This is a genomic window from Paenibacillus anseongensis (assembly GCF_009757995.1).
In the GTDB taxonomy this organism is placed as follows: Bacteria; Bacillota; Bacilli; order Paenibacillales; family NBRC-103111; genus Paenibacillus_E; species Paenibacillus_E chondroitinus.
In genome coordinates this window covers 1-26721 of the sequence record NZ_WSEM01000037.1, presented here as the reverse complement: position 1 = coordinate 26721, position 26721 = coordinate 1, and the positions used below count along the sequence as shown (strand labels likewise).

26 protein-coding genes and 1 riboswitch are annotated in these 26721 nt (G+C 44.9%); of the genes, 17 read left to right on the top strand and 9 right to left on the bottom strand.

The genetic code is table 11. The features are described 5' to 3' along the window. Positions 1-507 precede the first annotated feature (507 nt). Complete coding sequence (locus GON05_RS34435) at positions 508-963, top strand: GNAT family N-acetyltransferase (protein ID WP_157326130.1); 456 nt, start codon at positions 508-510, stop codon at positions 961-963. A 52-nt stretch (positions 964-1015) separates the two neighbouring features. On the opposite strand, the gene GON05_RS34430 is transcribed toward GON05_RS34435, so the two are convergent. Continuing rightward, positions 1016-1432 (bottom strand): GNAT family N-acetyltransferase, encoded by a 417-nt coding sequence (locus tag GON05_RS34430; protein WP_157326041.1) that lies wholly within the window; start codon positions 1430-1432, stop codon positions 1016-1018. 116 nt (positions 1433-1548) lie between these two features. After that, positions 1549-1627: riboswitch (ZMP/ZTP riboswitch) on the top strand. 56 nt (positions 1628-1683) lie between these two features. Between GON05_RS34430 and GON05_RS34425 the strand changes: the two genes are divergently transcribed. The 5 genes from GON05_RS34425 (at position 1684) to GON05_RS34405 (ending at position 8131) form a co-directional block, all read left to right on the top strand. Beyond that, the gene (locus GON05_RS34425) at positions 1684-2535 is read left to right on the top strand and encodes a bifunctional 5,10-methylenetetrahydrofolate dehydrogenase/5,10-methenyltetrahydrofolate cyclohydrolase (RefSeq protein WP_157326040.1); all 852 of its coding nucleotides are present in this window, start codon (positions 1684-1686) and stop codon (positions 2533-2535) included. Between the two features lie 94 nt (positions 2536-2629). Further along, positions 2630-3085, top strand: coding sequence for a CBO0543 family protein (locus GON05_RS34420; protein ID WP_157326039.1), 456 nt, complete (start codon positions 2630-2632; stop codon positions 3083-3085). A gap of 133 nt (positions 3086-3218) precedes the next feature. Further along, positions 3219-4457: a TolB family protein gene (locus GON05_RS34415; protein WP_157326038.1), complete on the top strand. Its 1239-nt coding sequence runs from the start codon at positions 3219-3221 to the stop codon at positions 4455-4457. A gap of 119 nt (positions 4458-4576) precedes the next feature. Next, positions 4577-6175, top strand: a complete 1599-nt coding sequence (locus GON05_RS34410) for a sensor domain-containing diguanylate cyclase (RefSeq protein WP_181646055.1) — start codon at positions 4577-4579, stop codon at positions 6173-6175. A 267-nt stretch (positions 6176-6442) separates the two neighbouring features. Then, complete coding sequence (locus GON05_RS34405) at positions 6443-8131, top strand: methyl-accepting chemotaxis protein (RefSeq protein WP_157326036.1); 1689 nt, start codon at positions 6443-6445, stop codon at positions 8129-8131. A gap of 49 nt (positions 8132-8180) precedes the next feature. Here GON05_RS34405 and GON05_RS34400 read toward each other — a convergent pair whose 3' ends face one another. After that, on the bottom strand, positions 8181-8762 hold the full coding sequence (locus tag GON05_RS34400; protein WP_157326035.1) for a TetR/AcrR family transcriptional regulator: 582 nt from the start codon (positions 8760-8762) through the stop codon (positions 8181-8183). Positions 8763-8939: 177 nt separating this feature from the next. Here GON05_RS34400 and GON05_RS34395 point away from each other — a divergent pair, with 177 nt between their 5' ends. Further along, positions 8940-9680: an SDR family oxidoreductase gene (locus tag GON05_RS34395; protein ID WP_157326034.1), complete on the top strand. Its 741-nt coding sequence runs from the start codon at positions 8940-8942 to the stop codon at positions 9678-9680. Between the two features lie 59 nt (positions 9681-9739). Here the strand turns inward: GON05_RS34395 and GON05_RS34390 are convergent, their stop codons facing one another. Both GON05_RS34390 and GON05_RS34385 read right to left on the bottom strand, forming a co-directional pair. Further along, entirely contained in the window at positions 9740-10375 is a 636-nt protein-coding gene (locus GON05_RS34390; RefSeq protein ID WP_157326033.1) for an NAD(P)-dependent oxidoreductase, read from the bottom strand. Between the two features lie 72 nt (positions 10376-10447). Beyond that, a complete protein-coding gene (locus tag GON05_RS34385; protein WP_127450345.1) occupies positions 10448-10852 on the bottom strand; it encodes an Rrf2 family transcriptional regulator in 405 nt (134 codons plus the stop codon). Positions 10853-11209: 357 nt separating this feature from the next. On the opposite strand from GON05_RS34385, the gene GON05_RS34380 reads away from it, so the two are divergent. From GON05_RS34380 to GON05_RS34340, 9 genes are all read left to right on the top strand, one after another. Beyond that, positions 11210-11902, top strand: coding sequence for a response regulator transcription factor (locus tag GON05_RS34380; protein WP_157326032.1), 693 nt, complete (start codon positions 11210-11212; stop codon positions 11900-11902). Then, positions 11895-12983 (top strand): HAMP domain-containing sensor histidine kinase, encoded by a 1089-nt coding sequence (locus GON05_RS34375; protein ID WP_157326031.1) that lies wholly within the window; start codon positions 11895-11897, stop codon positions 12981-12983. Before GON05_RS34380 ends, GON05_RS34375 begins: the two co-directional genes overlap by 8 nt. 117 nt (positions 12984-13100) lie before the next feature. Beyond that, the gene (locus tag GON05_RS34370) at positions 13101-13964 is read left to right on the top strand and encodes a carbohydrate ABC transporter permease (RefSeq protein ID WP_157326028.1); all 864 of its coding nucleotides are present in this window, start codon (positions 13101-13103) and stop codon (positions 13962-13964) included. A 12-nt stretch (positions 13965-13976) separates the two neighbouring features. Then, positions 13977-14837: a carbohydrate ABC transporter permease gene (locus GON05_RS34365; protein WP_181646054.1), complete on the top strand. Its 861-nt coding sequence runs from the start codon at positions 13977-13979 to the stop codon at positions 14835-14837. 42 nt (positions 14838-14879) lie between these two features. Then, positions 14880-16034 carry an efflux RND transporter periplasmic adaptor subunit gene (locus GON05_RS34360; RefSeq protein WP_246239702.1) on the top strand — a complete coding sequence of 385 codons (1155 nt, stop codon included), beginning with the start codon at positions 14880-14882 and terminating at the stop codon, positions 16032-16034. 42 nt (positions 16035-16076) lie between these two features. Further along, on the top strand, positions 16077-17375 hold the full coding sequence (locus GON05_RS34355; RefSeq protein WP_157326027.1) for an ABC transporter substrate-binding protein: 1299 nt from the start codon (positions 16077-16079) through the stop codon (positions 17373-17375). Positions 17376-17564: 189 nt separating this feature from the next. After that, positions 17565-18224 (top strand): hypothetical protein, encoded by a 660-nt coding sequence (locus tag GON05_RS34350; RefSeq protein ID WP_157326025.1) that lies wholly within the window; start codon positions 17565-17567, stop codon positions 18222-18224. A 65-nt stretch (positions 18225-18289) separates the two neighbouring features. Next, the gene (locus tag GON05_RS34345) at positions 18290-19489 is read left to right on the top strand and encodes an MFS transporter (RefSeq protein ID WP_157326127.1); all 1200 of its coding nucleotides are present in this window, start codon (positions 18290-18292) and stop codon (positions 19487-19489) included. 52 nt (positions 19490-19541) lie between these two features. Further along, a complete protein-coding gene (locus GON05_RS34340; RefSeq protein WP_157326023.1) occupies positions 19542-20510 on the top strand; it encodes a 2-hydroxyacid dehydrogenase in 969 nt (322 codons plus the stop codon). Between the two features lie 42 nt (positions 20511-20552). On the opposite strand, the gene GON05_RS34335 is transcribed toward GON05_RS34340, so the two are convergent. The 5 genes from GON05_RS34335 to GON05_RS34315 are packed head-to-tail and all read right to left on the bottom strand — an operon-like array spanning position 20553 to position 25812. Next, positions 20553-21650, bottom strand: a complete 1098-nt coding sequence (locus GON05_RS34335; RefSeq protein ID WP_157326021.1) for a GerAB/ArcD/ProY family transporter — start codon at positions 21648-21650, stop codon at positions 20553-20555. 16 nt (positions 21651-21666) lie between these two features. Next, the gene (locus tag GON05_RS34330; protein WP_157326019.1) at positions 21667-22770 is read right to left on the bottom strand and encodes a GerAB/ArcD/ProY family transporter; all 1104 of its coding nucleotides are present in this window, start codon (positions 22768-22770) and stop codon (positions 21667-21669) included. Between the two features lie 27 nt (positions 22771-22797). Beyond that, positions 22798-23037: a hypothetical protein gene (locus tag GON05_RS34325; protein ID WP_157326017.1), complete on the bottom strand. Its 240-nt coding sequence runs from the start codon at positions 23035-23037 to the stop codon at positions 22798-22800. 5 nt (positions 23038-23042) lie between these two features. Then, complete coding sequence (locus GON05_RS34320) at positions 23043-24236, bottom strand: Ger(x)C family spore germination protein (protein ID WP_157326015.1); 1194 nt, start codon at positions 24234-24236, stop codon at positions 23043-23045. 16 nt (positions 24237-24252) lie between these two features. Then, positions 24253-25812, bottom strand: coding sequence for a spore germination protein (locus GON05_RS34315; protein WP_157326014.1), 1560 nt, complete (start codon positions 25810-25812; stop codon positions 24253-24255). A gap of 170 nt (positions 25813-25982) precedes the next feature. Between GON05_RS34315 and GON05_RS34310 the strand changes: the two genes are divergently transcribed. Next, positions 25983-26405 carry a universal stress protein gene (locus tag GON05_RS34310; protein ID WP_157326012.1) on the top strand — a complete coding sequence of 141 codons (423 nt, stop codon included), beginning with the start codon at positions 25983-25985 and terminating at the stop codon, positions 26403-26405. The last annotated feature ends 316 nt before the right edge of the window (positions 26406-26721 follow it).

The following is a 26721-nucleotide window of genomic DNA, read 5'->3' as shown; positions in this document are numbered from 1 at the left end:
CTGCCCTATCGGTCCATTTCAAAGTTGTGGGGAACTACAGGGCTTTATTTCAATGTTTTTGGCTGACATTCAGCCTAATCCGTTGAAATAAGGGCCCGTAGTTCCCCTCCCATGCGTAAAAGGGCTCATTTCGCAGAAATAGCGCCCTGTAGTTCCATAAGGCCGAGCCTCAACCTCGGCTTCAGGCCCTGGTCCCGGGGAGGCCCCGCCAGCCGCTCCAGTATAATTTGTCTTTGACAGGTGAGGCGGAGTTGGCTGATCTGGTGAGTAGTGTGATGGGACGGTGCGAAGAGTCTTAACATCAAGCTTGCCGGTGTTTAGTCGGTTAGGTTTCGATGTTTAGTCGGTTAGGTTTCGATGTTTAGTCGGTTAGGTTTTCGGTGTTTAATCCGTTAGGTTTTCACTTAAAATTTCCTTTACAAAAAAGGTTTTGACCTTAGGCGAATTCATGTAAAATATAACTTAGAAATAGAGAGTAATGAGAAGGAGAGATTCACGATGGCTGTGTTGGATATTAAGGTTGATGATTTAACGGGTCCTGAGGTAAGGGGATTAATTCTGGAGCATCTGAAAGGAATGTCAGAGCTTTCACCACCGGAAAGCATGCATGCCCTGAATATTGATGGGCTCAAAAAACCGGAAGTTACGTTCTGGAGTGCCTGGGACCAAGGGCAATTAGCAGGCTGCGGCGCAATGAAAGAACTTGAACCCGGACACGGTGAGATAAAATCCATGCGAACTTCTTCTGCACATCTTAGAAAAGGGGTTGCGAAACAGCTTCTTGAGCACATCATCGGGGAAGCCAAGCGACGTGGTTATCAGCGTTTAAGTCTGGAAACTGGCTCCTTTGAAGCCTTCGAGCCGGCAAGAAAACTGTATGAAAAATCCGGGTTCGAGTATTGCCAGCCGTTTGCGGATTACACAGAAGACCCGCTTAGTTCATTTATGACTTTGAAATTATAGAAAAAAAGGCTGCTGGACCAACAGGTCTGGACAGCCTTTTTTTTTCGCCGCTTCAAGGGGTTTTCGAATAAACCAAAAATCCGCTTCTTTTTTCCCAACCTGCAGCCGTCCAGAAAGAATGGCCCAAATCATTATTTTCGAGTACAAAAATGTGACATTTCTCAATGCCTATTTCTCTTAACTGCGCAAGACTCGCTTCTACAAGACGATGACCGATCCTTTGTTTGCGATATTCTGGATTCACAGCTAGATGATAGATAAATCCTCTTCTGCCATCGTGCCCAGCCAAAATAGTTCCAACCACCTGATTGTCCGCTTCGCATACGAAACAAAATCCTTGATTTCGCTGCAGATAGCTTGCGATATTAGGTTTTGAATCCGCCTCACTTAAGACAAGACCCTCAATTTGACTCCAGAGTATAAAGGCCTGATCATAATCCTCAATGGTCATTTCCCGAATAATGGACATCAATTAATTCTCCTTTGACACAAGGTTTAACTCCATTTGATTATCCTATTCTTGCAGGCAAATTGGAAGAGAGCATTGAAAACTATCGCTATAGTTGTTATTATATTTTCATACAAGTAACTGTGTGTGACTGGCGGAACATGGGGAACCATGAGGGAGCACATAGATAATCAGCCGTACGCCTGGGCAGAGGTAAGGGGAGATCCCCTTACCTTTTTGCGTTTCAAATTTACTCAAAAGGGATGATTGAAATGTCAGCAGAAACATTAATCTTGGATGGTAACCGGGTCGCAGACGCCATGAAGGCATCACTGAGCAACAGAATCAAAAACTTGTCCGATCAAGGCATCGTTCCTTGTCTAGCGACCGTGTTGGTCGGCGACGATCCTGCTTCAGCGACTTACGTACGGATGAAAGGAAACGCGTGCAAGCGACTGGGGATTCAATCTATTCGTGTTGTTCTTCCTGAACACACGACTACAGAGGAGTTAATTGCAGCAATTAACAAGCTTAATGATGACAACAGCGTGCATGGGATCTTGTTGCAGCACCCGGTCCCGAAGCATATTGATGAAAGGGCAGCTTTTGAGGCGATTCATATCGATAAAGATGTCGATGGCGTCACGACGTTGGGATTTGCTCAAAATGCTTTTGGATTTGCCGAGTTCCCATCCTGTACGCCGGCGGCGATTATGGCTATTTTAGACTATTATGAAATTCCGGTCGAAGGCAAACATGCTGTTGTCATTGGAAGAAGTCCAATTCTCGGCAAGCCTGTCTCTATGATGCTGCTAAATAAGAACGCAACCGTTACGACCTGCCACTCGAAAACAGCGAATTTGGCCGATATCGTTCGTCTGGGAGATATTGTTGTAGCTGCTGTGGGTAAACCTCGATTTGTTCAAGGCGATTGGCTAAAACCAGGCGCAATTGTCTTAGATGCAGGTTACAATCCTGGAAACATAGGCGATGTTGATTATGACGCTTGTTGGGAGGTGGCTTCGGCCATTACACCCGTTCCTGCCGGGGTTGGTCCAGTGACCATTGCAACCTTGCTCAAACATACGGTCGATGCGGCTGAAAACATAGCAAACAAGCGATAAGTGTAGAGCACCTGTGCCTGCAACGTTTTGTAAACATCATATTTTCACCGACAACTGGTCATACTAGGGGATCTAGAGTAAAGAGGTGAACATCATGTTATTTAACATTATTGCAGGCTTTCTCATCCCCTGGGTGTTTGGCATTTATCTGTACAGGAAGTCCCGAATTATTGTGTTTCTAATCTTTCCAATAACGGTCACGATATCTAGCTTAATCAATGATACAGGGTATCATTTGGATTTTTGGGATTTTACCCCATTGATTGAGAATGATGAGACACTTTCAGCACTGCCGCTTGATATTGGGCTTTATCCCATTATGGCCGGCTATATGATTTATTGGATTCGAAAAAATAATCAGCATGCGCTTTTGAAAATAGGCTGTTTTTGCTTGGCTACGACTGCGCTGGAATATTTGGCGTTTATTTTTGGGAAAGTAGAATACAGCAATCATTGGAATATAGGTTGGACCTTTGTATCCTATATACTTGCTTATAGCCTAGTCTATTTGTATTACAGGCTTTTGGTAAGGTACGGTTATTGGAAATGAAAAACGCTTAATTTGCTCTTCTGGCCAGTGGTCATAGGGAGTTGTTAGGCGTTTTTTTGCTGTTCTTCCTTGAGGAATAATTTGGATCAACCTGCTAAAAATATTTCTGAACGATTTGAAAAGGGGGCAACCAATGAAAATTAAAATGTTGTTCATTAGCCTGGTGTTTTCAGTTTTATGCGCAAATGTCGGATTTGCTGAACCAAGGCAATCTATACAAGCTGCGTTCGTACGCGGCGGCGATCTATGGGTCAAAAAAGACGATAAAGAGCTGCAAGTTACGCTACATCAAAAGGTAAGCGAGCCCAAATGGTCGGCAGACGGGAAGTTCATTGCCTACTCACTTGCTCTTGGCGAACAGCAGCATGAGATATGGGTGTACAGCTTGGAGGCGAAAAAACATAATCGCGTCTATCCAGGCGGCGACAATTTCCAGTGGTCTCCCAATAGGAATGATCTTGCTTTTAAAATAGATGGCGTTCTGAATACTGCAAAGATTGGCCGCGATAAAGTGGACCCCTTTAAGAATGTAACTCTGGGTGTGGATAACTACTCATGGGTACCTGATGGTAGTGGATTTCTGGTATCTTCACCTGCTCAGCTACGGCCATCCGGTTGGACGAATGTGGAATTGTATATGGTTCCGGCCGACGCCAAAATGGACCCCAATAAGAGTAAGCATTTTTATACGCTTCCTACGGAGTCGCCTGGCTTTTTCGCTGTTGGCACAAGCGTATTCAAATGGTCCAGTGATAAGAAATGGATCTCGTTTACTGCGCATCCAACGGCATCTTTGTCGGCGGACGGCAATGCGTTATGCGTGTTGTCTTCGGATGGCGAACAGTTCCAGCAATTGGATAACATGCTTCACTACCCGCAATGGTTTGCCTGGTCGCCTACGAAGGCAAGGCTCGCCTATATTGCAGGGGAAGGCCGAGTTGCGGTGCAGAATAAGCATTTGAAGCTCAAGGATCTGCCCGCTCTGAAACCGGCTTCTTATACGCCTCAAGGATATGCGGATCGTGATTTTACATGGGAAAACGATCGCATGATCATTGTTTCTAGGTCCAAGGAATCCAAAGAGGATGCTGTATGGCCGCTTCCCGCTTTATATCAGCTGAGCCTTTCAAATAAAGAGCAGAAGCAGCTCACACATCCTCCGGAAAAAAACGGAGACTTCGGTCCGTACATGCTAAGGAAGAGTAATAGACTAACCTGGATCCGTTCTGACGGAAACCATGCGGAAGTATGGAGCTCGAATCCGGATGGAAGCAAAGCAGAGATCTGGATTTCCCAATTGGATGTAGGCGTTCCTTATTATGGATGGAGTAACTGGAGCACTGTTTTAGCTTGGTATGACGCTCACCGATAGCATTAATTTACATGCTGCCCGTTCGCTTTTCTAGCGTTCGGGTTGTTGTATTTTTATGAGATTTGGAATAACATTAAACGATAAATAATATGGTTAATCTCGATGAAAAGGACTTCCAGATGAACGAAATATCGCTTGATTTTCTGACGATTTTATTACCGTCCTATATGTTTTTTTATATGGCTATTTCAATGTATGCCCGGAATAAACAAAACCTGGTGAACCGCGTGGCCTCGCTGCTTATGCTTTCATTACTCTTTTATTTTCTAGGTGAATATATCAAAACAGCGCTTTTCCCCAGATATGAGAGTTTAATTGTGCTTTTTTGGAATGCTCCTATGCTGCTATTAACGATTAGCAACCTTGTGCATCTTAGTGTGCTTGTTGCGGGTAAGACGAGTTCGACAATAAGACAATTTGTCTTATGGATATATTTGACTCCGCTGCTTTCGTTGGCGTTGATGCTGCTGATCTTTGGTCCTCAACATCTCTATCTTCCAAGGGTAGATGGACCTAGTCCTTTAAGTCCACTTATGCTTGGTTTAGCGGTTTTTTTTGTAGGAAGTTATATTTTATTATCCGTAGGTATTTTGTTAATTGCCTGGCTGACTACCCAACTTGTGAAACGTAAAAAGATGCTCATACGGCTTTTGGCGGGATTACTATCGCTTTTTGCCTGGATACTTATCGTGACTTTCCTTCTCTCTCTAGCAGTTATTACGAGTTCAGTTTCAATTGCTCTTTATTTTTCCGGAACTCTTCTGTGGGTGGTGTCGCTTAGAAGGCTCATTACGAAATATGACTTTTTGCCCAGTTACCGCGATCTGTTTCACACCTTGTTCCAATCCGCTCCGACCGCAATCTTCCTTCTGGATCTGCAGGGGATTGTCAAAGAGATGAATCCTCGCGCGAAGAGTTTGTTTGGCTTATTTACGGAAGACATGGAGCGCATCGATGTGATCTCAAGTCTATCATTTTACGATGATACGAGTTTCAAAGAACGATGGAACGAGTTTCAGATGAATGAAACCAAGAATCGGCAGTGGGAAATGAAACTGAACATTCAAGATCAAGCGCAGCTGGATATGATCGTCAGCATGGAGAATATCGAAGGTGCAGAGGAAGGAATGGTCATCCTGAATATGACGGACATAACCTCCCTGAAAGCTACGGAACGCCAACTGGTTGAGTCGGAAAGGAAGTATCGCCATTTGGCTTTCCATGATCCCCTCACGGGTCTCTTGAATCGGGCTGCCGTGCAGGAGCATGCGAATCTTAAAATAGCTGCGGGCGAGCCATTCGCACTCATTCTAATAGACTTGGATAATTTCAAAACCGTGAACGATACGCACGGGCACTTGATTGGAGATGACTATTTAAAACATATCGCGGATTTGTTGGAACTGCATGCAAGGCCAGGAGATCTAGCGGGAAGAATCGGCGGGGACGAATTTGTCCTGTTGATGCCTTTCGATTCGGCCCAAATGCAAGTGTACGAGGAAGCGCATTCTCGCTTATTCCCGCTTTCTGCCAATCCTTTTCGCATCCATCAGAAGTCGATTCCCGTTTCTTTTAGCGCTGGAGTGAGCCTATACGCCGACCATGCTTCAGATCTTACAGGGTTGCTGCAGAAGGCGGACGAGGCCATGTATGAGGTGAAGAGGAGCGGGAAGAATGCGATTTCTGTAGCGAGTAACGGAGCAAGTCATACGAAATAAACAGAGGTTGTCTCACAAGGTAAATTACCTTCTGGGCAGCCTTTTTGTTTTTGAAAATATTATGCTAGCGACGCTGCTCAAAGCAATGGAAAATAAAAAATAAGTATTTTGCAACGATCGCTCTCTGGTTTCCAAGAACCAGGAGCGATCGTTTTTTATGAAAGAATGGATTACAGCAGATTGAAAAAGTAGTTTATCTTTAGTGGTAAAAGATGTATCATATAATCTGTCGTATATATAATACAAAATAGTGATGGAGAGCTGACAATGAAGCAATTGAAGAGTTTACGTCTTAAAATTTTACTTGGTTTCTCGGCTGTTTTGGTGTTGTTCGTTGTAATGTCTGTTTTTATTTACACGCAAGTAAACGTTTTCAATGGGAGTGTCAAACAAATCGTAACGAGTGATGTCACGAAGTTGATTATTGATGAAAAGCTAAGCGGAAATATACAAAAACGTATAGCCTTGGTAAGGGGTTATATCATATTTGGGGACCCGGATTATAAAAAAAGGTTCTTGGAAACTACGGAAGAGAGCAAGGCGTTCCAGGAGCAACTTTTAGCCATAACGACTTCGCAAGAAGCGAAAGATCTAGTAGCAAAAAGTGTTCAGTGGAGACAGGTAATTGAACAAAAGTTATTTCCTGCTTACGACAGCGGCAATAAGGAATTGGCGATCCAAATTTTAAAAGATGAAGTTACTTCTAAAGGACGTGAAATTGACGAAGGCTTTAACAAATTAGCGCTGACCAGAGAATCGGAAATTCATGAACTGGGAAGTGTGTTGTTATCTAGCGGAGACCGTTTGGAGTTGAATATTGGAACACTTTCTATCATCGCCATAATCATAGGAGTAATACTGGCTCTTTTCATTGCCAATCAAATTGTATCCCCGATTATTAAAGTTGTTTCCAGAATGAAATCCATTTCTGCAGGCAATTTAACGGAGGATATAATGATAACGAATGTGAAGGACGAAATCGGCCAATTAGTCCACGCTTCGAATGATATGGCGGAAAGCTTGCGTGACATTATTGTGCAAGTGAGAATAAATTCTGAGCAAGTGGCTGCAGCAGCGGAAGATTTAACAACAAGTGCTGAACAAACGAGTCATGCCACAGAGATGATCTCCATCACGATGCAAGATATTGCGTCGAGTACGGAAAAAGAAGTTCAAAGTGCGGAGGAAACTTTAGAAACGGTGAGTGAAATATCCGATCGTGTGCAGCAAATTGCGAGAAATGCGCACTCTGTCACAGATGCGGCTATGGAAGCGGCTGAGAAGGCAGCACAAGGAGGGGGTGCCATAGAGACGGTTGGTAAACAGATGAGTGCCATTCATCAGACCGTTAATGGTTTATCGAAAAATATCAAAGGTCTAGGCGAACGTTCCCATGAAATCGGGCAAATTATTGAAGTTATGGCCGGTATCTCCATGCAGACGAATCTACTGGCCTTGAATGCAGCGATTGAAGCAGCTAGAGCAGGAGAGCAAGGACGCGGATTTTCGATTGTCGCGAATGAGGTTCGTAAGTTAGCGGAACAATCGGCCAATTCCGCTGAGCGAATTTCTCAATTAATCGGTATGATTCAGGAGGAGGCAGCTAAGGCTGTTCAATCCGTGGAATTTACAACGAAGGAAGTAGCTGTAGGCATCGAAGTGGTTAATATGGCAGGAGAGTCGTTCGAGCATATTGAGACTGCTATCCATGAAGTGTCAACTCAGATCCAAGAAGTTTCTTCTGCGGTTCTTCATGCAGCCTCGGGCACGGAACAATTGGTTCACGCCATGCAGTTCATTTCCGAAGCTTCGGGAAATATTGCTGCAGGAACGCAAGAGGCATCCGCATCAGCCGAGGAACAATTAGCCTCCATGGAGGATATTTCGTCCTCAGCTGCAAATTTATCTACGATTGCTGAAGAATTACATGTCATAATTAGACAGTTTAAAGTTTAAATCATGATGGTGTCCTAAAGCCAAGATGTTGGCGTGAGGGGCACCTTTTTTATTTATTAGCCAGGTAGACTTGATTATTTTCAAATAAACTCTTGACTTGGTCGGCCATAAACTGAGTGGAATGCGGCATTTGATGGCGTATCCACCACTCTACAATGCCAATGAAAGCAGAGGCCATGAATTGCGCTTTCAGCTCAAGATCGATGTCGGGCTGATTATCCGGCTTTTTCATTTTAACCATCAGATTGACAGAAATAAAATTCAGCAGTTGTTCCCGGAATAGAAAAACCCTTTGATTGGAAAACATGGCGGAGAAGAAGGGGAAGTTATCGTGAAAATAATCAAAAATCGGTTTGGGCTCCTGCACCATGCCCTGCGAAACCGAAGGATTCTCCCGCTTTGTGCAGAGCGAAATTAATTCATTGATATGATCTTCGATGCATTTGTCCAAAAGGTCGAATTTGTCACTGTAGTGCAGATAAATGGTGCCGCGGTTCACATTGGCGCGCTCGGCGATTTCGTTGATGGTGATCTGTTCAAAATCTTTTTCCGAAAAAAGTTCCAAAAACGACTTGGTGATGGCTTGCTTCGTTCTGAGAATGCGGCGGTCGGTTTTAACTACGTTCTCCAATTTAGTGTTACCTCCTTTCAGATAATCAACAATTGTAAGGGTGATGTTGGATATCTAACAAATCCGTATCAATTAACCATTGAGTAATCCAAGCTTCTGTCTATAATATTAATCAACGGCCGTTAAATATTCAACACGTGTTAAATATATTATTCAACATTGAAGGAGTGTTTAACGATGGAAAATGTACAAGGTAAAGTGGTCATTATTACAGGAGCATCCAGTGGAATAGGTGAAGCTACAGCGAAAATGTTGGCGCAACATGGCGCAAAGGTGGTATTGGCCGCCAGACGAGAGGAACGCTTGCACACGATTGTGGACGAAATCAAACAGGCTGGCGGCGAGGCTGTTTCTGTAAAAGCCGACGTCGCTTCTGCTGAAGATATGCAGCAATTGGCCAATTTTGCTTTGCGTGTATATGGCCGAATCGATGTGCTGGTGAACAATGCAGGCGTCATGCCGAGTTCCAGGATGAATGAATTAAGAGTAACCGAGTGGGATCAAATGATCGATGTGAATATCAAAGGCGTTTTATATGGTATCGCCGCGGTACTGCCTGCCATGAGGGAGCAGCGGTCTGGACATATCATCAATCTGTCTTCTACGTCGGGTTATCAGGTGTCACCAACATCGGCTGTATACGCAGCTACCAAGTTCGCGGTAAGAGCCATCTCGGAAGGACTGCGGCTTGAAGAATCAGCGGCTTCGAATATCCGATCGACCGTAATTGCTCCGGGTCTGACGAAAACCGAACTGTTTGATAGCATTACGAGTCCTGAAGTGCAGGCGATAGCCGGTCAAATAAGTGGGTTGGGGATTTCTCCTGATAGTATTGCCAGAGCCATTGCATTCGCCATTAACGAACCAGATGACACGCTGATCAGTGAAATTATGGTTAGACCCACCGCTTTAGCTTGACCAAAAAGAGGCTGCCGATAACATACGATCGGCAGCCTAATCCCTTTTTATAGAAATGCTTATTTCGATCCAACCGTAAATCTTTGGTTGACATGCTTAGGATTTTCGATTTCATCGAGTAGCGCAATTGCGTAATCAGCGTAACTGATATAGCTTTGTCCTTGCGAATTGACAAGCAAATGATCTTTTCCTGCTGTATATTCTCCAGTCCGAATGCCCTCTGAATCAAAAAAGGCGGAAGGGCTGATATAGGTCCATACGATGTTAGTGGTGCTTAGCAGTTCGTTAAGGTTTTCTCCCATATTTTTGGCGGTACTCAGGTATAAAGCCGGGAAATTTTCCGTATCGAAAAGTCGTGTTGTTTTGTCCTGGTCAACGAATAAACTGCCTGCTCCGCCCACCACGACTAATTTGGTATGCGTGTTAGCTTGTAAGGCTTGAATCAACACTTTACCAGCCTCCACATGCTGATGTTCAAGTCCCGGCGCGGCGTTGAAGGCATTTACAACAACATCATAAGGCTTTAAATCGTCGGCTGTGAGATCAAAAATATTCTTTTCTACAGCGTGTACATCGCTTTCTTGTACTTTGGACACACTTCTAACAAAGGCCGCTACTTCATGCCCTCTTGAAAGGGCTTCTTGCATAATGACTTTACCCGCTTTTCCTGTTGCTCCGATGATGGCGATTTTCATTGTTTTTCCTCCTAAAATGTTTAAAATATTTGTAATAATTATTGTTACAACATAGTCGAAAAAAAGCTCGTACTACTTGAAGATATGATAAATAACATCTTGTAGTGTTTTATTTCTAAGCTCATTTTCCATCGCTGCTTTTACACTTTCAAAAGTCACATCCAAGGTTTGTTGGATCTCCCTGCCGACCGTACAATTCGGATTCGGATTATCATGGATATTGAAAATCTCAGACTCCAATTGGACGGATTTATAGATATCATACAAGGTGATTTCGCTTGGACTTTTGGTCAAGGCAAACCCCGCAACGCCTACTCTTGAAGATAGTAAGCCGGATTTTTTCAACATGCTGGTAATTCTGCGAATAACAACGGGATTCGTTGAGACGCTTCCTGCAATCATATCCGAAGAAGCCTTAGGGTTCGTATGAACTAGAGCCATTATATGAATGGCAACGGAAAGACGTGTGTTAACCATGACTATCACCTCACGAAGGAAGTGTCTTGATGAAAGGATGAGGCTTCTTTCCATAGGACACGTTTATCCCATTATAGCAGATAAATGAGCTTCTAGCTTCCTCATGGTCATGGCAATGCCACCAATTATCGTATACGCTACATATATTCACTCCTTTGCTTTATTTGTTTGTCTTACATGTAACAATAATAGTTACATGATTGGTTTTTGTCAACCACCCCTCTGTCATTAATAATTTAAGAAAGTTTTAATTTTTACACTCATATCTTTTTAAATATTTTTCCTTATCCTTGAGTGAGCGGCTGGCTATAGCTGCTATTGGACTAGTGAAAAAGTTTATAGAGGTGGGAAAAAAGGATGTCAATGACCATTTTGATAGCTGATGATGAGACGGAGATTGCCGATCTTATCGAACTTCATTTAGAGAAAGAGGGCTATCGATGCTTGAAAGCAGCTGACGGTCAGGAGGCTATAGCTGTCTGTGACGCGCATGTCATTGATTTGGCGATTTTGGATATTATGATGCCTAAACACGATGGTTATGAAGTAACCAGGCAGATACGAGAGAAGCATCACTTTCCTATCATTTTTTTAAGCGCCAAAACGTCCGATCTCGACAAGATTGCAGGACTGGTAAGAGGGGCGGATGATTATGTGACCAAGCCATTCAACCCGATGGAGTTGGTAGCGCGAGTCAATGCGCAGTTGAGGCGATCTAAGCAATTCAATCAGTCGACGCAAACAGCTAGACCCGTTTTGGAGGCTGGTGGATTGTTCATCTATCCCGAAGAACGTACTGTTTTTTTATACGGCCAACCCATTGAATTAACTCCGAAAGAGTTTGATATCTTACACCTGCTGGCCAGACATCCCAAGAAAGTGTTTAGCTCGGAACATATTTTCGAACAAGTGTGGCGTGAGACATACTATGAGGGCAGCAATACGGTCATGGTGCATATTCGCTCTCTGCGGAAAAAGCTGGAGGAAGACGTGCATAAAACCAAACGGATAAAAACCGTCTGGGGGGTGGGGTATTCATTCCATGGCTAGCATGTTCCGCAGTTTTCGATTTAGAATGATTTTATGGTTTGGCTTAAGTATGTCTATTTCAGCGGTGATCACTTACATCCTTTTTAAAGTCCTTCAATCTTACTACTACACAACCAGGTATGAAAATCCCTTAACGAAAGTACGTTATTTCATAAGAGATATCGGGGATATCAATTTCTTTCTGCTCATCTTCCTTCCTCTCTCCTTTTATTTCTTCTATCTCTTCACAAAACGATATGCGACCTATTTTTATGTCATATCCAATGGAATTAACCAGCTCGCGAAAGGTGATTTCAACAGCCGTATTCGCCTGTCCTCCAATGATGAATTCGGTGATGTCGCGAGAAACATTAATCGGGCAAGCGAGAAGCTGCAACAAGCGATGGAAAGGGGCGATTTTGCGGAAACCAGCAAGGAGCAATTGGTACTGAATTTGGCTCATGATTTGCGTACGCCTCTGACTTCTGTGATCGGTTATTTGGATTTCATCCTTCAATCGGATGGACTAACGGGCGATCAAACGAATCACTATACACGCATTGCCTACACTAAAGCACAACGGTTGGAAAGGCTGATAGACGAGCTTTTTGAAATCGCTCGAATGAACTATGGCAGGCTTCCTCTCGAAACAAGAACGATCGATCTCAATGAGCTTCTCATCCAATTAACTGAGGAATTATTTCCTGTCATAACTAAAAAAAACTTATTAATCAGAATGAAAATGACACCGCATATGCTCGTTTGGGGTGACGGAGATTTGCTGGCACGCGTATTTGAAAATCTTCTGACGAATGCCATTCGCTATGGTGCAGACGGGCTGTTTATCGATATTATTGGCCATTCGGACGGTGGAGAGGCCGTGATCCAAGTGGTCAACTACGGAGATTGCATTCCGCAGGAGGAGCTACCGCATCTCTTTGATATGTTTTTTACGGGGGATATGGCCCGAACGCATGAAGAAGGCGGCTCCGGTTTAGGCCTGTTCATCGTAAAGAATATTGTAGAGCAGCATCATGGCACAATTACAGTTCAAAGTAATTTAATTCGTACACTATTTGAAGTCCGTATACCACAAGGTTGACATCGCCTTCCAAGGCGGTGTTTTTTTTCTGCAAAAGACTTTAGAAAAACTTTAAGTTTTACCCTGCTTTTTTTTAAAAAGTTCATCTTAATCTACATGTAAGAGAGGAGGGAGTAGATGAAAGGGTTACGTAAGGATGCTTCAGTAGCATGGATGTTTCTTGCGCCGAGCGGTATCGGATTTGCGCTATTCTACCTGATCCCGTTTGCTATGGGTTTGTACAATTCCTTCATGGACGGTACGATAGATGGCCGTTTTGTGGGATTGGATAATTACCGTGCGCTGCTTGCAAGCGACTCCTTCCGGAAGGCAGCTTTCAATACGTTTTACTTCAGTGTTGTTAGTGTTCCGCTCATGCTTGTGCTTTCGCTTAGCTTGGCGCTGTTGCTAAACCAAAATATTTATTTTCGTAACTGGCTTCGTATGGCATATGTGCTGCCGCTTGTCGTTCCTGTCGCTTCCATACTGCTTGTCTGGCAGATTTTATTGGACTGGAACGGCTCTTTGAATGCCTGGTTGAGCAGCTACGGGATCGCACGTGTGGATTGGATGAAAACGGATGATGCCCGAACGGTCATCATTGTGGTGTATATATGGAAGAACATCGGCTATAACGTGATTCTTTTCTTAGCGGGACTTCAGCAAATTCCGAAGGATTATTACGAAACCGCCCAAATCGAAGGCGCTGGGCGCTTACGGCAGTTTGGCAGTATTACGATGGTCTATCTAACATCCACCATGTTTTTTGTAGTCATCATGTCGATTATTAATTCGTTTAAAGTGTTCCGGGAAACGTACCTGATTGCGAGTGATTATCCGCACGACAGTATTTATATGCTGCAGCATTATATGAACAACATGTTCACGTCGTTGGATATTCAAAAGCTGACTGCATCGGCGATTTTGATGGCCGGCTGTATTCTTCTGATTGTCATAGGCATGTTTATACTAGAGCGCCGGTATCGGCAGTTTATGGAGTAGGGGGAAGGAGTCGTGTTTGTTGCTAGTATCCTGAGAAAAATTGCGTTAACGATTGTTATGGGCGTCATAGCCTTCGTGTTGTTATTTCCTATTGTTATTACTTTTACCAATTCATTAATGACTGCCCAAGAAATCGGCATCAACTACAGTCCTATTGGGCAGATGAATAAAGCGGCTCGTTTCGTGAATATCAAATTACTCCCGGATCAAGTGACCTTGGAACAGTATGACAAGGTGTTAGTAGGCAGTCCTAGATATTTGAAAATGTTCTGGAATTCGGCTTTTATGGTCATACCGATTATCGCAGGCCAGACCTTGGTAGCATCGCTTGCTGCTTATGCCTTCTCCAAGCTGCGATTTCGCGGGCGAGAGCCCTTGTTTCTCGTATATGTTTTTACGATGCTGATGCCGTTTCAAGTGACTCTGGTGCCCAATTATATGATGGCGGATAAGCTGGGGCTTTTGAATAGTCCGACTGCGATCATTTTACCAGGTATTTTCGCAGCCTTCGGCGTGTTCATGCTTAGACAGTTCATGCTGGAAATTCCATATGCCTATATGGAAGCGGCCAAGATGGATGGAGCCAGTCATTTGCGGATTTTCTACACTATCATTGTCCCCATGATTATGCCAGGTTTGGCAGCCCTAATTCTTCTTCTATTCGTTGACTATTGGAACATGGTGGAGCAGCCGATTGTTTTTCTGGACGATCCGTTCAAGCAGCCCTTGTCCGTGTATTTATCCAGGATAAACGGCGAGCCAGGGATCGCTTTTGCTGCATCCGTGCTTTATATGGCTCCGATGGTGCTGCTATTTCTGTACGCAGAATCGTACTTCATAGAAGGTATTCAATTGTCTGGTCTCAAGGGTTAGTCTTGCGAAAAGATTATTCGAGAGAAGAAAGGGGGAACGGGGTTGGAAAAGGAGCCGGCTGTATTTGGCCGAAAGAAAAGCATTCGAGTCGTATTCCTTGTTTTTATGGGATTACTTGTGTTCTTTTCGCTATTCAGCAATACCTTGCAGTCGTTAGCATTACCGAAAGTGAGAACGGAAAAGCCGGTGAAAGGGAGTCTTTTATTTTCAATTGAAGGCAGCGGCAGCCTACAACCGTTCTATGAGGCTAAACTGTCGAATACGGCCGGGTGGAAAGTGCAGGAGATTCTCGTTAAAGGAGGTGATCATGTGAAAAAGGGGCAACCGCTTATCCGTTATGACAGCAAAGTGGCCGAACATGAGCTGGAAGACGCTATAACCAACCTGGACAAGCAAAACATCGAACTTCAGAATGTGCAGGACCAGTTCATCCAGTCGACCATGGACGGGGACGACATCAAGATTCGATCGGCAAGGCGTGATCTTGAGACAAGAAAGCTCGATCTGGCTGCGCAGGAGCGCAAAATTAAAGAATTGAGAGATGGGCTGGCAACCCATAAGGAAATGACGGCTCCGTTCGATGGCCTGATAACGAAGGTAAATGCTACGGAAGGGCTGGTTTCAGCGGGAGGACCGGAGATCCTTATCACGAACAGCAGCCTTGGCTACCGCTTCGATCTATTCGTTGATTCAACTCTTCTGTCCAGCTTAGGGATGTCGACGGGAGAGAAGGTAGAGGTCGAAGTACACGCTAGTCAGGAACCCTATACGCGTATCATCAACGGCACAATTGATGAAATGGCGGATGCAGAACCTCGAACCGTAAGTTCCTCTGATGGAGAGGCAGGCAAGACGATAACAGTGCCTCAGAAGGTTCTTAGCGTGAAGGTCGTTGATGCTGAAGTGAAGGGGGGTGAGCAGGTTCGAATCAAGCTCGAGAAGCGATCGCGTGAAGAGGGTTGGATGATATCAAATGAAGCGATTCATCAGGATCGAGACGGTATGTTTGTTTATAAATTGGAAGAGATGAGAAATGCGTTGGGCAACGAATTCATAGTCCGTAAAGTCAGGTTGCAATACAGCGAAAGAAATAGCAAAGAAACGATGGTTCAATCCGATAGCCTTTATGAGGAAGACATGGTGATCTTGGAGAGCAGTGAGCCTTTACAAGATGGAAACCGAGTACGTCTGGAGTAATTAAGCATGTAGATGAGAGAGAATGATAGGAGGATTCATACGATGAAGAAGTGTCAATCAATCATAATTATGAGTTTTTTAATGGCGGTAGCGACCGCGTGCAGCTCAGGAAGCCGTGATGACTCAGCGGCAAGCAAGGAGGTCACAGGATCAGGGTCGGCAAAGGGGAAAACCGTCGTTACGATGTCTTTACAAGCGGCAAATCCTTATTACCAGACAGTAGAGAAGAAGTTTGAAGAAAAATACCCTGACATCGACCTTCAAATTCAGTTTACGAATGAGTATGAGAAATACCAGAAGACGACGAATGCAGCTCTGCTATCAGGAAAAGGGCCTGATATCTTCGAAATCAGTTCACTGCCGATCGGCGATTATTTGGACAAAAAGCTTCTGCTGAACATGAATGACAACATGCAACAAGACCAAACAGTGAATAAAAGTGATTTGCAAACAAATGTGTTGGATGCCTTAAAGTTAAATGGAGGTTTGTATATGATTCCTTCCGGTTTTTTCCTGCGGGCTTTCGTCGGTGATGGAGACATTCTTGATAAAATGAAGGTAGACGATAAGAATTGGACCTGGAAGCAGTTTGCGGAGACCTCGAAGAAAATGGGGCAAAGCGGCACGGAGCGACGTTACGCGTTAGCTAATGATCCGCCAGAAATTCTACTGCAAGAAATGATGGTCGATCATTACGCACAATTTGTTGATCATACAGCGAAAAAGGCAACATTTGACTCCCCTTTATTCATTGAAGCGATGCAGCAAATTAAGAAAATGTATAGTGACAAAGTCATGACCTCGGAACCTGCGGATGTAGGCAAGCAAATGTTCTATTCTACTGTTTTACGATCACCCGTAGATTTTGTAGATGGTTTGCATCAGTTTTTCGCCAATCCGAAGCTGCTGCAAAAACCCGAGCAAACAGGTGGAACCCGGATTGTTACCTCGACCCAGCTTGCGATTCAAGCCAAGTCTCAAGTGAAAGAGGAGGCTTGGAAAGTAATTACCTTCCTGTTATCGGAAGAGGGGCAGTCTCTACAAGAGAGAGAGGGCTTTTCGCTGCTTAAGTCTGTGAATGAGAAGAAATTAAACAGCATTCAGGAGCAGGTGAAAAGCGGTACGTACAAGCTGAAGGACGGGAAAGTGCCTAAGGTATCGGATGAAGAATTCAAAAAGTTCAAACAGCTCCTAAGTACTGCGGATAATTATCCCATGGTAGACGGCAGTGTAATTGCCATGATAGGGGATGAGGCTAGAGCTTTCTTTGGTGAGCAGAAGACTGCGCTCGAAGTAGCAAAGCTGATCCAGAGTAAGGCAACAACCTTCTTGAACGAGTAGGGTACATGACATAGCAGCACCTGTATATATAAGGTCATGACAATCAATGGAAATTGAATGTCATGGCTTTTTTAAAAGATCCTCAGCACCTCGCTGTGGATCTTTTTTTTGTCGCGCCGTGCCTTGGCTAACAGTGGTATAATCAGATTTGTTGATCATGATCTCATAGAAAGTTGAGGCAGAGTTTAAATGATTACAAGAATGATCTATCGAGCGGAATTTGAAGAGGGGCAAGTATCAACAGGTGTAAAAGCGTTAGAAAGTAGTGAGCAAGCCGAGCAACGCGTCATGCAAGGTGAGTTGATGACCGCTGCAGCTTATGTGTGGAAAAATAGTCTATTCCTCTATTATGAGTGTATAGATGTCCGGTTAAGTCCTGATGAAATTGCCGGCGCAGCCGTGCCCTATCTGAAGGACTGGCCTGGTCAATCAGAACCGCGCAAGTGGATTCCAATGATTGACGTGTTCCACTTTAATGAGCCGGCTGATCGTGAGCACTGGCTGCGCAAGGAGCGGGTAGAGAAACGTGTCGGGCGAGTTGCGCATTTGAAACCTGAAATGATCAGCAGTTATATCTATTATCATTATCAGCTTCAGGAAGAGCGAGCGTTCACAGGGGACAAATACGAAATCATTGCGATGCACGAGAACCTGCTGTTTGGTTATCAAGAGTTTCCAAAGGTTATCGAAGAGCCAGTTGTACCCGGTCGTTTGAAAACGAAAGGAACTCCCGAGAACTGGCAGGATTCGCGTATGGATTTGCACTTCCAGCCTTGGGAAGAAGACGGCTATCTGTACTTTAAACCGATTGAACCTATCTTTGCGTATTACATTGGCGACTACAAATGAATTAAGCTGCATGGAGGAATGACAACGTGGAACAACGTTTGGAACAGTCCAAAAAGGTCTACGCCATGCAACTGGCTACGATTTTTCTAGGCTTCATTGTGTTTGGCTTTTCAGAAAATATTAAGGGACCCGCGATCCCGCGCATTCAATTCGATTTTATGCTGAATGAATCGCAGCTTGGGACATTGCTGTCTCTCAATGCGCTGGGTTATCTCATCGCTTGCTCCTTCACGGCTTTTTTAACCCGTCTATGGGGAATCAAAATCGTTAGTATCGCTGCCTTTGGCGTGATGATCCTTTCAGGTGTGTTTATCTATTTATCCAATAGTTTTCCAATGTTTTCCTCGTCTTATTTTCTCATGTATATCGGCAACGGGATGCTGGAGATTGCACTCGCGATTCTGGGGGCGAGAATCTTTGTGAAAAATACGGGAACCATGATGAATCTCACGCACGGCTTCTATGGACTTAGTTCCACGGTTGCCCCGTTGATTGCAACAGGACTTATGTCTGTAAGCGTATTCGGGCATATGCTCGATTGGCGCGGCATGTATGTGGCCATGCTTTCGTTGTCCATACTTCCCATCCTTTTTGCATTGCGCAGCTCCTTTCCTTCCGATGAAGTTGCCCATGAAGACCGGGTTCCTATGAAAACACTGATGCGTGATCGAGTTCTGTGGTTCATGGTTCTGATTCTTTCATTTGGCGTTGTATCGGAACTCGCGGTAGGCGGGTGGTTAGTCAATTTCTTGGAGAAAGCGTACAAGTGGGAAGGTGTGAAGGCTTCCGGGATGCTTTCTGCCTTTTTTCTCTGTTTTACGCTTGCAAGGTTAATTTTGGGTCCGATTACGGATAAAATAGGATTCATTTTGTCGCTCATTATTTTCTCTGGATTTTCTGCGCTATGCACGTTTGGTGCCATCATAGGCGGGGAACCACTTGCCTTCCTATTCGCAGCGGCGGGAATCGGGATCGCGATGATTTATCCGACCGTTATGGCCTTTATTGCCAAAAGGTACCCGAACGGAACCGATACGGCCATTACATTCACGGTTACGCTCATGGGCGTCGGCAGTGTCATTGGCAACTATCTCATTGGCGGCGTTATTGAATTGGTCAAAAACGGGGTTGGATCGGACACCCAAATCGGCTTGATTCGCGGCCTCCAAACCGGATATGGGTTCATTGGACTATGCGCGGCAATCTGCGCCGTATTCAGTTTCATTTTATACCTCATCTTAAAAAAGCAAAAAGAGCTTATCTGAATCTAGCAATTTGTGGTACGATTCTTACATAGTATGGAGAGGAGTTTTGAAGATGAGACCGAAAGTTTTTCTTGCAAAGCGAGTTCCAAGTGAAGTAGAAGCGTATATTGCAGAGCACTGCGATTATCGAAAATGGGACAGGGAAGAAGAAATTCCGCGTCAACAGCTATTAGAGGAGTTATCCGATATGGACGGACTCTTAATCTCCGGCGGAAGCATTGATCAAGAATTGCTGGATCATGCGCCGAAGCTCAAAATTGTAAGCAATGTGTCGGTAGGCTACAACAATTTAGATACGGCGGCCATGAAAACCAGAGGTGTTATGGGAACGCATACACCGGGCGTATTGGATGAAACGGTGGCCGATACGGTTTTCGGCCTTATTTTAGGCGCAGCAAGGCGAATGCCGGAACTTGACGCTTACGTGAAAGCCGGCAAGTGGAAAAAAGGAAGCGATGACCACATTTTCGGCATCGATGTTCATCACGCCAAGCTCGGGATTATTGGCATGGGGCGCATCGGGGAGGCCATAGCCAGACGGGCGAAGTTTGGTTTTAATATGGAGGTCATGTACTACAATCGCAGCCGGAAAGAAGAAGCTGAACAGAAGCTGGGTGTGGTTTACCGGTCGCTGCAGGAACTGCTGCAAGAGTCTGACTTTGTCGTGTTAATGACGCCGCTGACAGCTGAAACGACCCGTTTAATCGGCCGTGAAGAGCTGGCGCTTATGAAGAAAACCGCCATCTTTATCAACACGTCCCGCGGTCAAACCGTGGATGAAGAAGCACTCATTGACGCATTGGAAAAAGGGCAGATTCGCGGAGCAGGTCTTGATGTATTCGAACAAGAACCGGTAGATCCGGAGAACAAGCTACTGAAAATGCCGAATGTCGTCACCTTGCCGCATATCGGATCGGCCACCCATCAAACACGTTTTGATATGGCGATGCTTGCCGCAACGAATTTGGTGAAGGGTGTTCAAGGGGAAGTGCCGCCGAATCTTGTGGCGGAGTTGAAGTAATGAATGCCTGACGGGGCCGATTTAAACTCCGTCAGGTTTTTTTTATTTTGTGGCCAATTGACCTCTCACCCAACCCATCAGTACAACACATAGCGGATAAACAATGCCTATGAGGAGGGCGAGAGGGATGTAAGTGTGGTTATCCCATTTTTGTTCATAAGCGCCATTCGGGTATACAACAAGTGCTAGGACGGTAACAATTAGCCCGATGGGCGTACAAAGCGATTTGTAGTCGCGTAATTGGAAGGCGTGCGCTAAACCTCGAAGTGTTGCATGAAAGTACATCGATGTTTTAAAAAAAATGGAAACCAGCCATAAAAAGGCTACGACAACTTCGATGCGCTGCAAGAAATTGCCGATGCTGATTCTTTGCGCCAAGGCATAACTGGGAAATGATTCCATGGCCGTTGTGTCTGGTCCTAACACCAACACACTGGATACCACGAGCAAGAGTAAGACTAGTCCGCTTATCACAACGCCAACAAGATACCCTTTTGCAGCTCTTTGTACATTTGAAACTTGATTGATAATAGGGCCAATTGTAATAAATAAAGGAATATACGTAAAACAAAGGATTCTGATCACACACCTGGTAATCGGAATGGCGGTTGCCTCTCCAATCGGCAAGAGATTGTTCGTGTCCATATTCGGAATATTCATGGTCATAAATAAGGCAAACAACAGGATGAGCCAAGGAAAGAAAATTTCAGCCGTTCTCAGAAAAACAACCAGTCCCAGCTTGGCTCCCATTATGACTACCAGCATGAATAGGATATTAATCGCCTGGATCGGCGTTGAAGGCATAATTTGATTGCTCATGAAATGGCCAACGTAAAAAACGTCCTGAGCCCCAAAAATAAGCGTCAGAAAACTGAGGCCCAAAGTGATCATTCGGCCCAGCCATTTGCCAAAAACGAGGTCGTTGATCTCGAAGAGAGAGGAGACCGCATATTTTTTCGCCACTGCTGTATAAAGGAGGGTCAAGATTGCGCCCAGACCTATGCTAAGCACAAGTGGGATCCAGGCATCCTGTTTGGCATCCGCGGCTATCGACGCTGGTATGACCAGGATAGCTGTACCTATGGAATAAAGGATGACGATGATCATGAGTTGCCGCGGTGTGATGGACTCTTTGCCCATGCAAGCACATCCTTGTTTAGCTGTTTTTAACTTTTTTTCTGCGCGTGTAGCCGATAATGATGAGCAGACCGGGATGCAGGCAGCCGAAACATAAGCCCAGAGGTACCCAGGTATGTTGGTCCCATTCGTGAATGTAAGCTACATTAGGGTATACCATTAAAGAAAGCACGATCACGATGAGACCTGTAGGCGTTGCAAGAGATTTATAATCTTGGAGTTGAAAAAGGGAGGCAACAGCTTTGAGCGCTACGTGAAAATAGAGCGTCAGCTTAAAATAAATGGAAATAAACCATAGAAAAGCGACCGTAACCTCAATCCGTTGCAGGAAATTCCCAACGCTAATTTTTTTGGCTAGCGCATAGGTGGCATAAACATGCCGTGATGATTGGTCCGCGCCCATCACCAGAATGCCAAGTAATGTGACGATGATCATCATGACTCCGCTTGTTATTCCCCCGTAGAAGAAGGATTTGGCGAACCTTGCAGGGAATCTGACCTCTTTGGAGGTTAAACAGAGCGTAAAAACAATTGGGAAAAACGAGTACACGATCATAAACATAGCTGGACGAGCAATGGACATGATGCCTGCTTCGCCAATTGGAAGCAGATTCTTAATATTGGACTGGGGAGCTACAAAGATCACCAATAAGAAAAACAGCAAGACCATCCATGGAAAAAAGATTTCCCCAGTTCTCGCTAGGATGACCACACCCAGCTTTGCGCCAATAACAGTAAAAGTGATCATGAGTAAATGAATGGATTGAATAGGTGTCGTAGGCATGATCTGGGTCGTCATGAAGGCGCCAATATAGAAAAGCACCTGCGCGCTTATAATGAACATGATGTAGATGTAGAGAAGTGTTACCGCTTTGCCCAGCCATTTACCTAATACGTACTCATTCATATCAAATAGGGTCATATCCGGATACATCCGAGCTAACTTGACATACATCCAAATGAAGAGCATCCCTGCGCATACTGCCGTAATTCCGGAGATCCAGGCATCCTGTTTGGATTGTGCAGCCAAAATGGAGGGGACGACAAGGATCGTTGTCCCTAGCGAAATCAAGAAAATAAATATCATGAGCTGCCGAGCGGTTAAAGTACTCTCGTTGTTCATGCTCTGCCTCCCTATGCCGAGCCCAACTTATTTAATTAACCCCATCTGCAATAACAGCTTGCTTAATGGAGCCATAAGAAACGTAATGCCATCGCCTGGATTTGGCAGTATTTTTCCCATCCCTTTGAGCGTAGCAAGCACATTGCCGATCAGCATGAGAATAACGTATAACCAAACCGTCTTCTTACATCCTTGCTTCCACAAACGCGGAAGTTCATACCACGCTATCAGGATGGAAATCAAAAGTATACTGAGGCCAATTAACATGACGGCTACTCCTTTGCATCATTGACTACAGAATCTCCCAAGGTACCTGTACCTCTCACTTTGGCAACCACATTCATATGGGGATCGATCTGCTTAAAGACCTGTTCCCAATTATCCTTGACTTTGTTCCAATAGGTCGGATCAGCCCGATGGACAGCTTCTCCGAAACCATAAATATCCGTCCCTAACTGCTGTGTTTTCTTAATGGTTTTCTCCATATTGGATTTAAAAAAATCTGCGTATTGTGCATCCAAATAGGCGATCGTTTCTGTTTTGAATAGATTAATTTTACACTCTACATCAGAGACATTCCCTTCCGTCCGGGTGTTGATATAAATTTCAGGTTTATCGTTTTTGATAACAGCGTGTATCTTACTTTTGACGCGGGCGATATCGATACCAATGTTCCCGCCATCGGGACAGACGAGGTGGATGGAAGAGCGCATGGATTGATTCGTAATGACGGAGTATGCGCGGGACTCTTTCTCGTTCAACCATCCAACGAGTTTATCTTTTTTAAAGACCGCGTTGCCCGAATATTGCAGCTTCACGCGGGGGGACGTGTAGTCGATATTGTTATTTCTCTTGCCCGTCGTAGGATCACCTACAATTTGTATGCCGGAGACAACGGAACTTTTTCCTGGAGTTACGAGACCGCTCGATAATTGATCGAGTTTGATGGTGACCGCAGAAGTCCACTCTTTTTTGGCTGCTTCGAGAGAATTGAAGATATAGTTGGCCGGAACTTTCTCTAGCGGTGTCATGACGCTTAATAAGTCCTTGGCTGTGCTTTCTCTGGCAATGACAACGTCAAAATCCGTGCGGAATTCGCTTCCTCGCATTAGATAATCCATCGCTTTGACGATGCCTTTGGAGGCCAGATCTTCTGAAATGACAAGAATTCGTATATGGGCGAAATAAATATTCCTTGAAATCGAAGATGTCAATCTTCTGACTGCTTCATTCAAGGTCACGCCTTTGGAAGAATAGACGATAATGGGAACTTCGGCATTCCCTTTTTCCTTGGTCACACTCCGCGGGTTCACAATTTGAACGGTTAACTCAAACTGGCCATCTGAGATATCTATGCCGACACCCTCTGCAATCGCGATATCGTTCAGCTCTCTGCGGCTCCAACAGCCGCTTAATAGGAAAATGATGAGGAGTAAGCAGGTGGTTAGCCGCATCCGGGATATCAAATGACCTCGTGCCTCCTTAAGGTCGGAATGGTTTTCTTTTTGCTTTCTTCACAACGTTATTGGTATGGATCGTACGAACTCGGGAAAATAACGACTGAAAAGGCATCCGAAACAAGGCATCCTTTTGTTTGTTTAATTCCAGAGGAGCAAAAGGGCTTAGATAAGGCACGCCAAATGATTGTAAACTGTTCAAATGTAAAATTAACCCAAGAAGTCCGGCCAGTATCCCGAAAAATCCGAACGAAGCCGCTAAAGCCATCAAGGGAAACCGCAAGATGCGAATGGCGTTCGATAAGTCATAGGAAGGAAAGACGAAGCTGGAAATCGCGGTAATGGATACCACAATAACCATCGCCGCCGAAACAATACCGGCTTCAACGGCTGCTTGCCCGATGACCAATGTCCCGACGAAGGATAGCGCCGAGCCGATGCTTCGCGGCATACGAAGTGCGGCCTCCCGCAGTACTTCGAAGGTGATTTCCATCAACAGTGCTTCGATGAAAGCCGGGAAGGGAATGCCTTCTCGCTGCGCAGCAAGGGAAATGAGCAGCTGCGTCGGCAGCATTTCCTGATGAAACGTCGTGATGGCCACGTAGAAGGATGGCGCTAATAAAGCGATAAGAAACCCGGCATAACGGAGTATCCGGACCAACGTGCTGATATCCACGCGATGATAGTAATCCTCGGAAGCTTTGAGGAAGGTTTCAAATAAGGCGGGAGCGATCAGGACGAAGGGGGTGCCGTCGACGAGAATGGCCACTTTGCCTTGAATCAATTCAAGTGCAACAACGTCCGGACGTTCCGAGTTATAAACGGTTGGAAAAGGCGTGATGACTTCATCCTGGATAAGCTCCTCGATATTGCTGCTTTCGAAGATTCCGTCAATTTGAATCTGAGTCAGCCGATTGCGGGCTTCCATAATAAGCGAATCCTGGGCGATCCCGTGCAGATACATCAGCACGACGTCGGTTTGGGTCACATTGCCAACTTGAAAAGTTTCCACCCATAAATTCGGATCTTTGATTTTTCGGCGGATGAGTGCTGTATTCGTTCGAATCGATTCCGAGAAAGATTCGCGTGGTCCGCGGACAACCGTTTCAACATTTGTCTCCGTTACACCACGGTCTTTCCAGCCTTTCGTGCTTGCTGCAAGACCCGTCGTGTAGCCGTTCATCAGGATGACTGAATCGCCCGAGAGGATATGATGAAACAATTTTTTCATATCGGAGACTTGCTGAATTTCTCCAATCGTCAGCGTATGCAGTTCCAAGATGTCAAAAGGGTTTTGAGCAGGATCAATGTCCATGGAATCTGTCATCATGGCTCGCATAATGAAATCGTTAATGACATTCCCGTCCACAAGGCCATCGGTGTATAAAATAGCGACGTCCTCTGTAATGGAGTTATAGGTAAACTCTCTAATCACAATATCCGTGCTGTTTCCGAGAGCTTGCCTGACATAATCCGTATTTTCCTGGATGGTTGCGAATAAAGGCATGGAAGCCGACGGTTCTACGATGGTGTTTGGTTTAGGAAGAGTCGGATGTTTTTTGGAGCTCAGCCAACGAGCGAACATATGGTATTTTCTCCAAGCTCTAGGATGTTGTGCTAGTATCTTTTCCTTAAGTTTCCTGAGGTATGCGTGAGAGCAAAAAAGCGCGGCGTGAACAGGTTGGTTTCAAGGAACGCGGATTTGGGTATGTATGCTTAGGATGGTTCAGGCAACGATCAAAGGAGGAAAAACCTATGTACAACCACATTCTTGTTCCTATCGACGGTTCGCAGCAATCCGATCGGGCATTGGATCATGCGATTAAACTTTCTAAGCACGGATATCCGAATGCGCGTATAACGATTATTCATGTGAGTCCTCAGATCATCTTGAACGAACCACTGATGAGTGTTCCGCTTAGCGACACACTGGCCGAAGAAGGACAGAAGATTGTTGAACCTGCTTCGGCGAAATTGATGGAGAATAGGGTAGCTTTCAAAAGTGTGACGTTGACCGGGGACCCGTCAACGACCATCTGCCAGCAGGCAGATACAGATGGCCACGACTTGATCGTGATGGGCTGCCGGGGTGTCGGCCTCATGTCGGAAATTCTCCTTGGCAGTGTAAGCCACGGTGTGATCAAACATGCGAACTGCCCGGTCTTGATCATAAAATGAAGAAAAGCTGCACCTTCGGTTTGATGGCCGAAAGGTGCAGCTTTTTTGTGCTAGATGCCGAAGAGTAGGTGGAGAGAGCAGTAGGAAGGGAACTAGGAGCCTCTATTCGCTATGAAATCAGTGATTAGTGTTGCTTTGGGGAACTACGGTCCTTTATTTTGCCAATATGGGCTCACATTTCGGCTTCCTAAGGGGAATAAGACCCTGTAGTTCTCTTCCAACTCACAAATTGCTCATTTGGCGTCAAATAGCGGCGTGTAGTTCCCCTCCCTCTGTATTAACGTTTTTCTTACATATACTCGCTCATTCGTAGGAT

Bases quoted from the DNA above. Each gene is read 5' to 3' on its own strand.
- GON05_RS34430 (WP_157326041.1), bottom strand. From the start codon at position 1,432: ATGTCCATTATTCGGGAAATGACCATTGAGGATTATGATCAGGCCTTT.
- GON05_RS34425 (WP_157326040.1), top strand. From the start codon at position 1,684: ATGTCAGCAGAAACATTAATCTTGGATGGTAACCGGGTCGCAGACGCC.
- GON05_RS34420 (WP_157326039.1), top strand. From the start codon at position 2,630: ATGTTATTTAACATTATTGCAGGCTTTCTCATCCCCTGGGTGTTTGGC.
- GON05_RS34415 (WP_157326038.1), top strand. From the start codon at position 3,219: ATGAAAATTAAAATGTTGTTCATTAGCCTGGTGTTTTCAGTTTTATGC.
- GON05_RS34410 (WP_181646055.1), top strand. From the start codon at position 4,577: ATGAACGAAATATCGCTTGATTTTCTGACGATTTTATTACCGTCCTAT.
- GON05_RS34405 (WP_157326036.1), top strand. From the start codon at position 6,443: ATGAAGCAATTGAAGAGTTTACGTCTTAAAATTTTACTTGGTTTCTCG.
- GON05_RS34395 (WP_157326034.1), top strand. From the start codon at position 8,940: ATGGAAAATGTACAAGGTAAAGTGGTCATTATTACAGGAGCATCCAGT.
- GON05_RS34390 (WP_157326033.1), bottom strand. From the start codon at position 10,375: ATGAAAATCGCCATCATCGGAGCAACAGGAAAAGCGGGTAAAGTCATT.
- GON05_RS34385 (WP_127450345.1), bottom strand. From the start codon at position 10,852: ATGGTTAACACACGTCTTTCCGTTGCCATTCATATAATGGCTCTAGTT.
- GON05_RS34380 (WP_157326032.1), top strand. From the start codon at position 11,210: ATGTCAATGACCATTTTGATAGCTGATGATGAGACGGAGATTGCCGAT.
- GON05_RS34375 (WP_157326031.1), top strand. From the start codon at position 11,895: ATGGCTAGCATGTTCCGCAGTTTTCGATTTAGAATGATTTTATGGTTT.
- GON05_RS34370 (WP_157326028.1), top strand. From the start codon at position 13,101: ATGAAAGGGTTACGTAAGGATGCTTCAGTAGCATGGATGTTTCTTGCG.
- GON05_RS34355 (WP_157326027.1), top strand. From the start codon at position 16,077: ATGAAGAAGTGTCAATCAATCATAATTATGAGTTTTTTAATGGCGGTA.
- GON05_RS34350 (WP_157326025.1), top strand. From the start codon at position 17,565: ATGATTACAAGAATGATCTATCGAGCGGAATTTGAAGAGGGGCAAGTA.
- GON05_RS34345 (WP_157326127.1), top strand. From the start codon at position 18,290: ATGCAACTGGCTACGATTTTTCTAGGCTTCATTGTGTTTGGCTTTTCA.
- GON05_RS34340 (WP_157326023.1), top strand. From the start codon at position 19,542: ATGAGACCGAAAGTTTTTCTTGCAAAGCGAGTTCCAAGTGAAGTAGAA.
- GON05_RS34335 (WP_157326021.1), bottom strand. From the start codon at position 21,650: ATGGGCAAAGAGTCCATCACACCGCGGCAACTCATGATCATCGTCATC.
- GON05_RS34330 (WP_157326019.1), bottom strand. From the start codon at position 22,770: ATGAACAACGAGAGTACTTTAACCGCTCGGCAGCTCATGATATTTATT.
- GON05_RS34325 (WP_157326017.1), bottom strand. From the start codon at position 23,037: ATGTTAATTGGCCTCAGTATACTTTTGATTTCCATCCTGATAGCGTGG.
- GON05_RS34315 (WP_157326014.1), bottom strand. From the start codon at position 25,812: ATGTTCGCTCGTTGGCTGAGCTCCAAAAAACATCCGACTCTTCCTAAA.
- GON05_RS34310 (WP_157326012.1), top strand. From the start codon at position 25,983: ATGTACAACCACATTCTTGTTCCTATCGACGGTTCGCAGCAATCCGAT.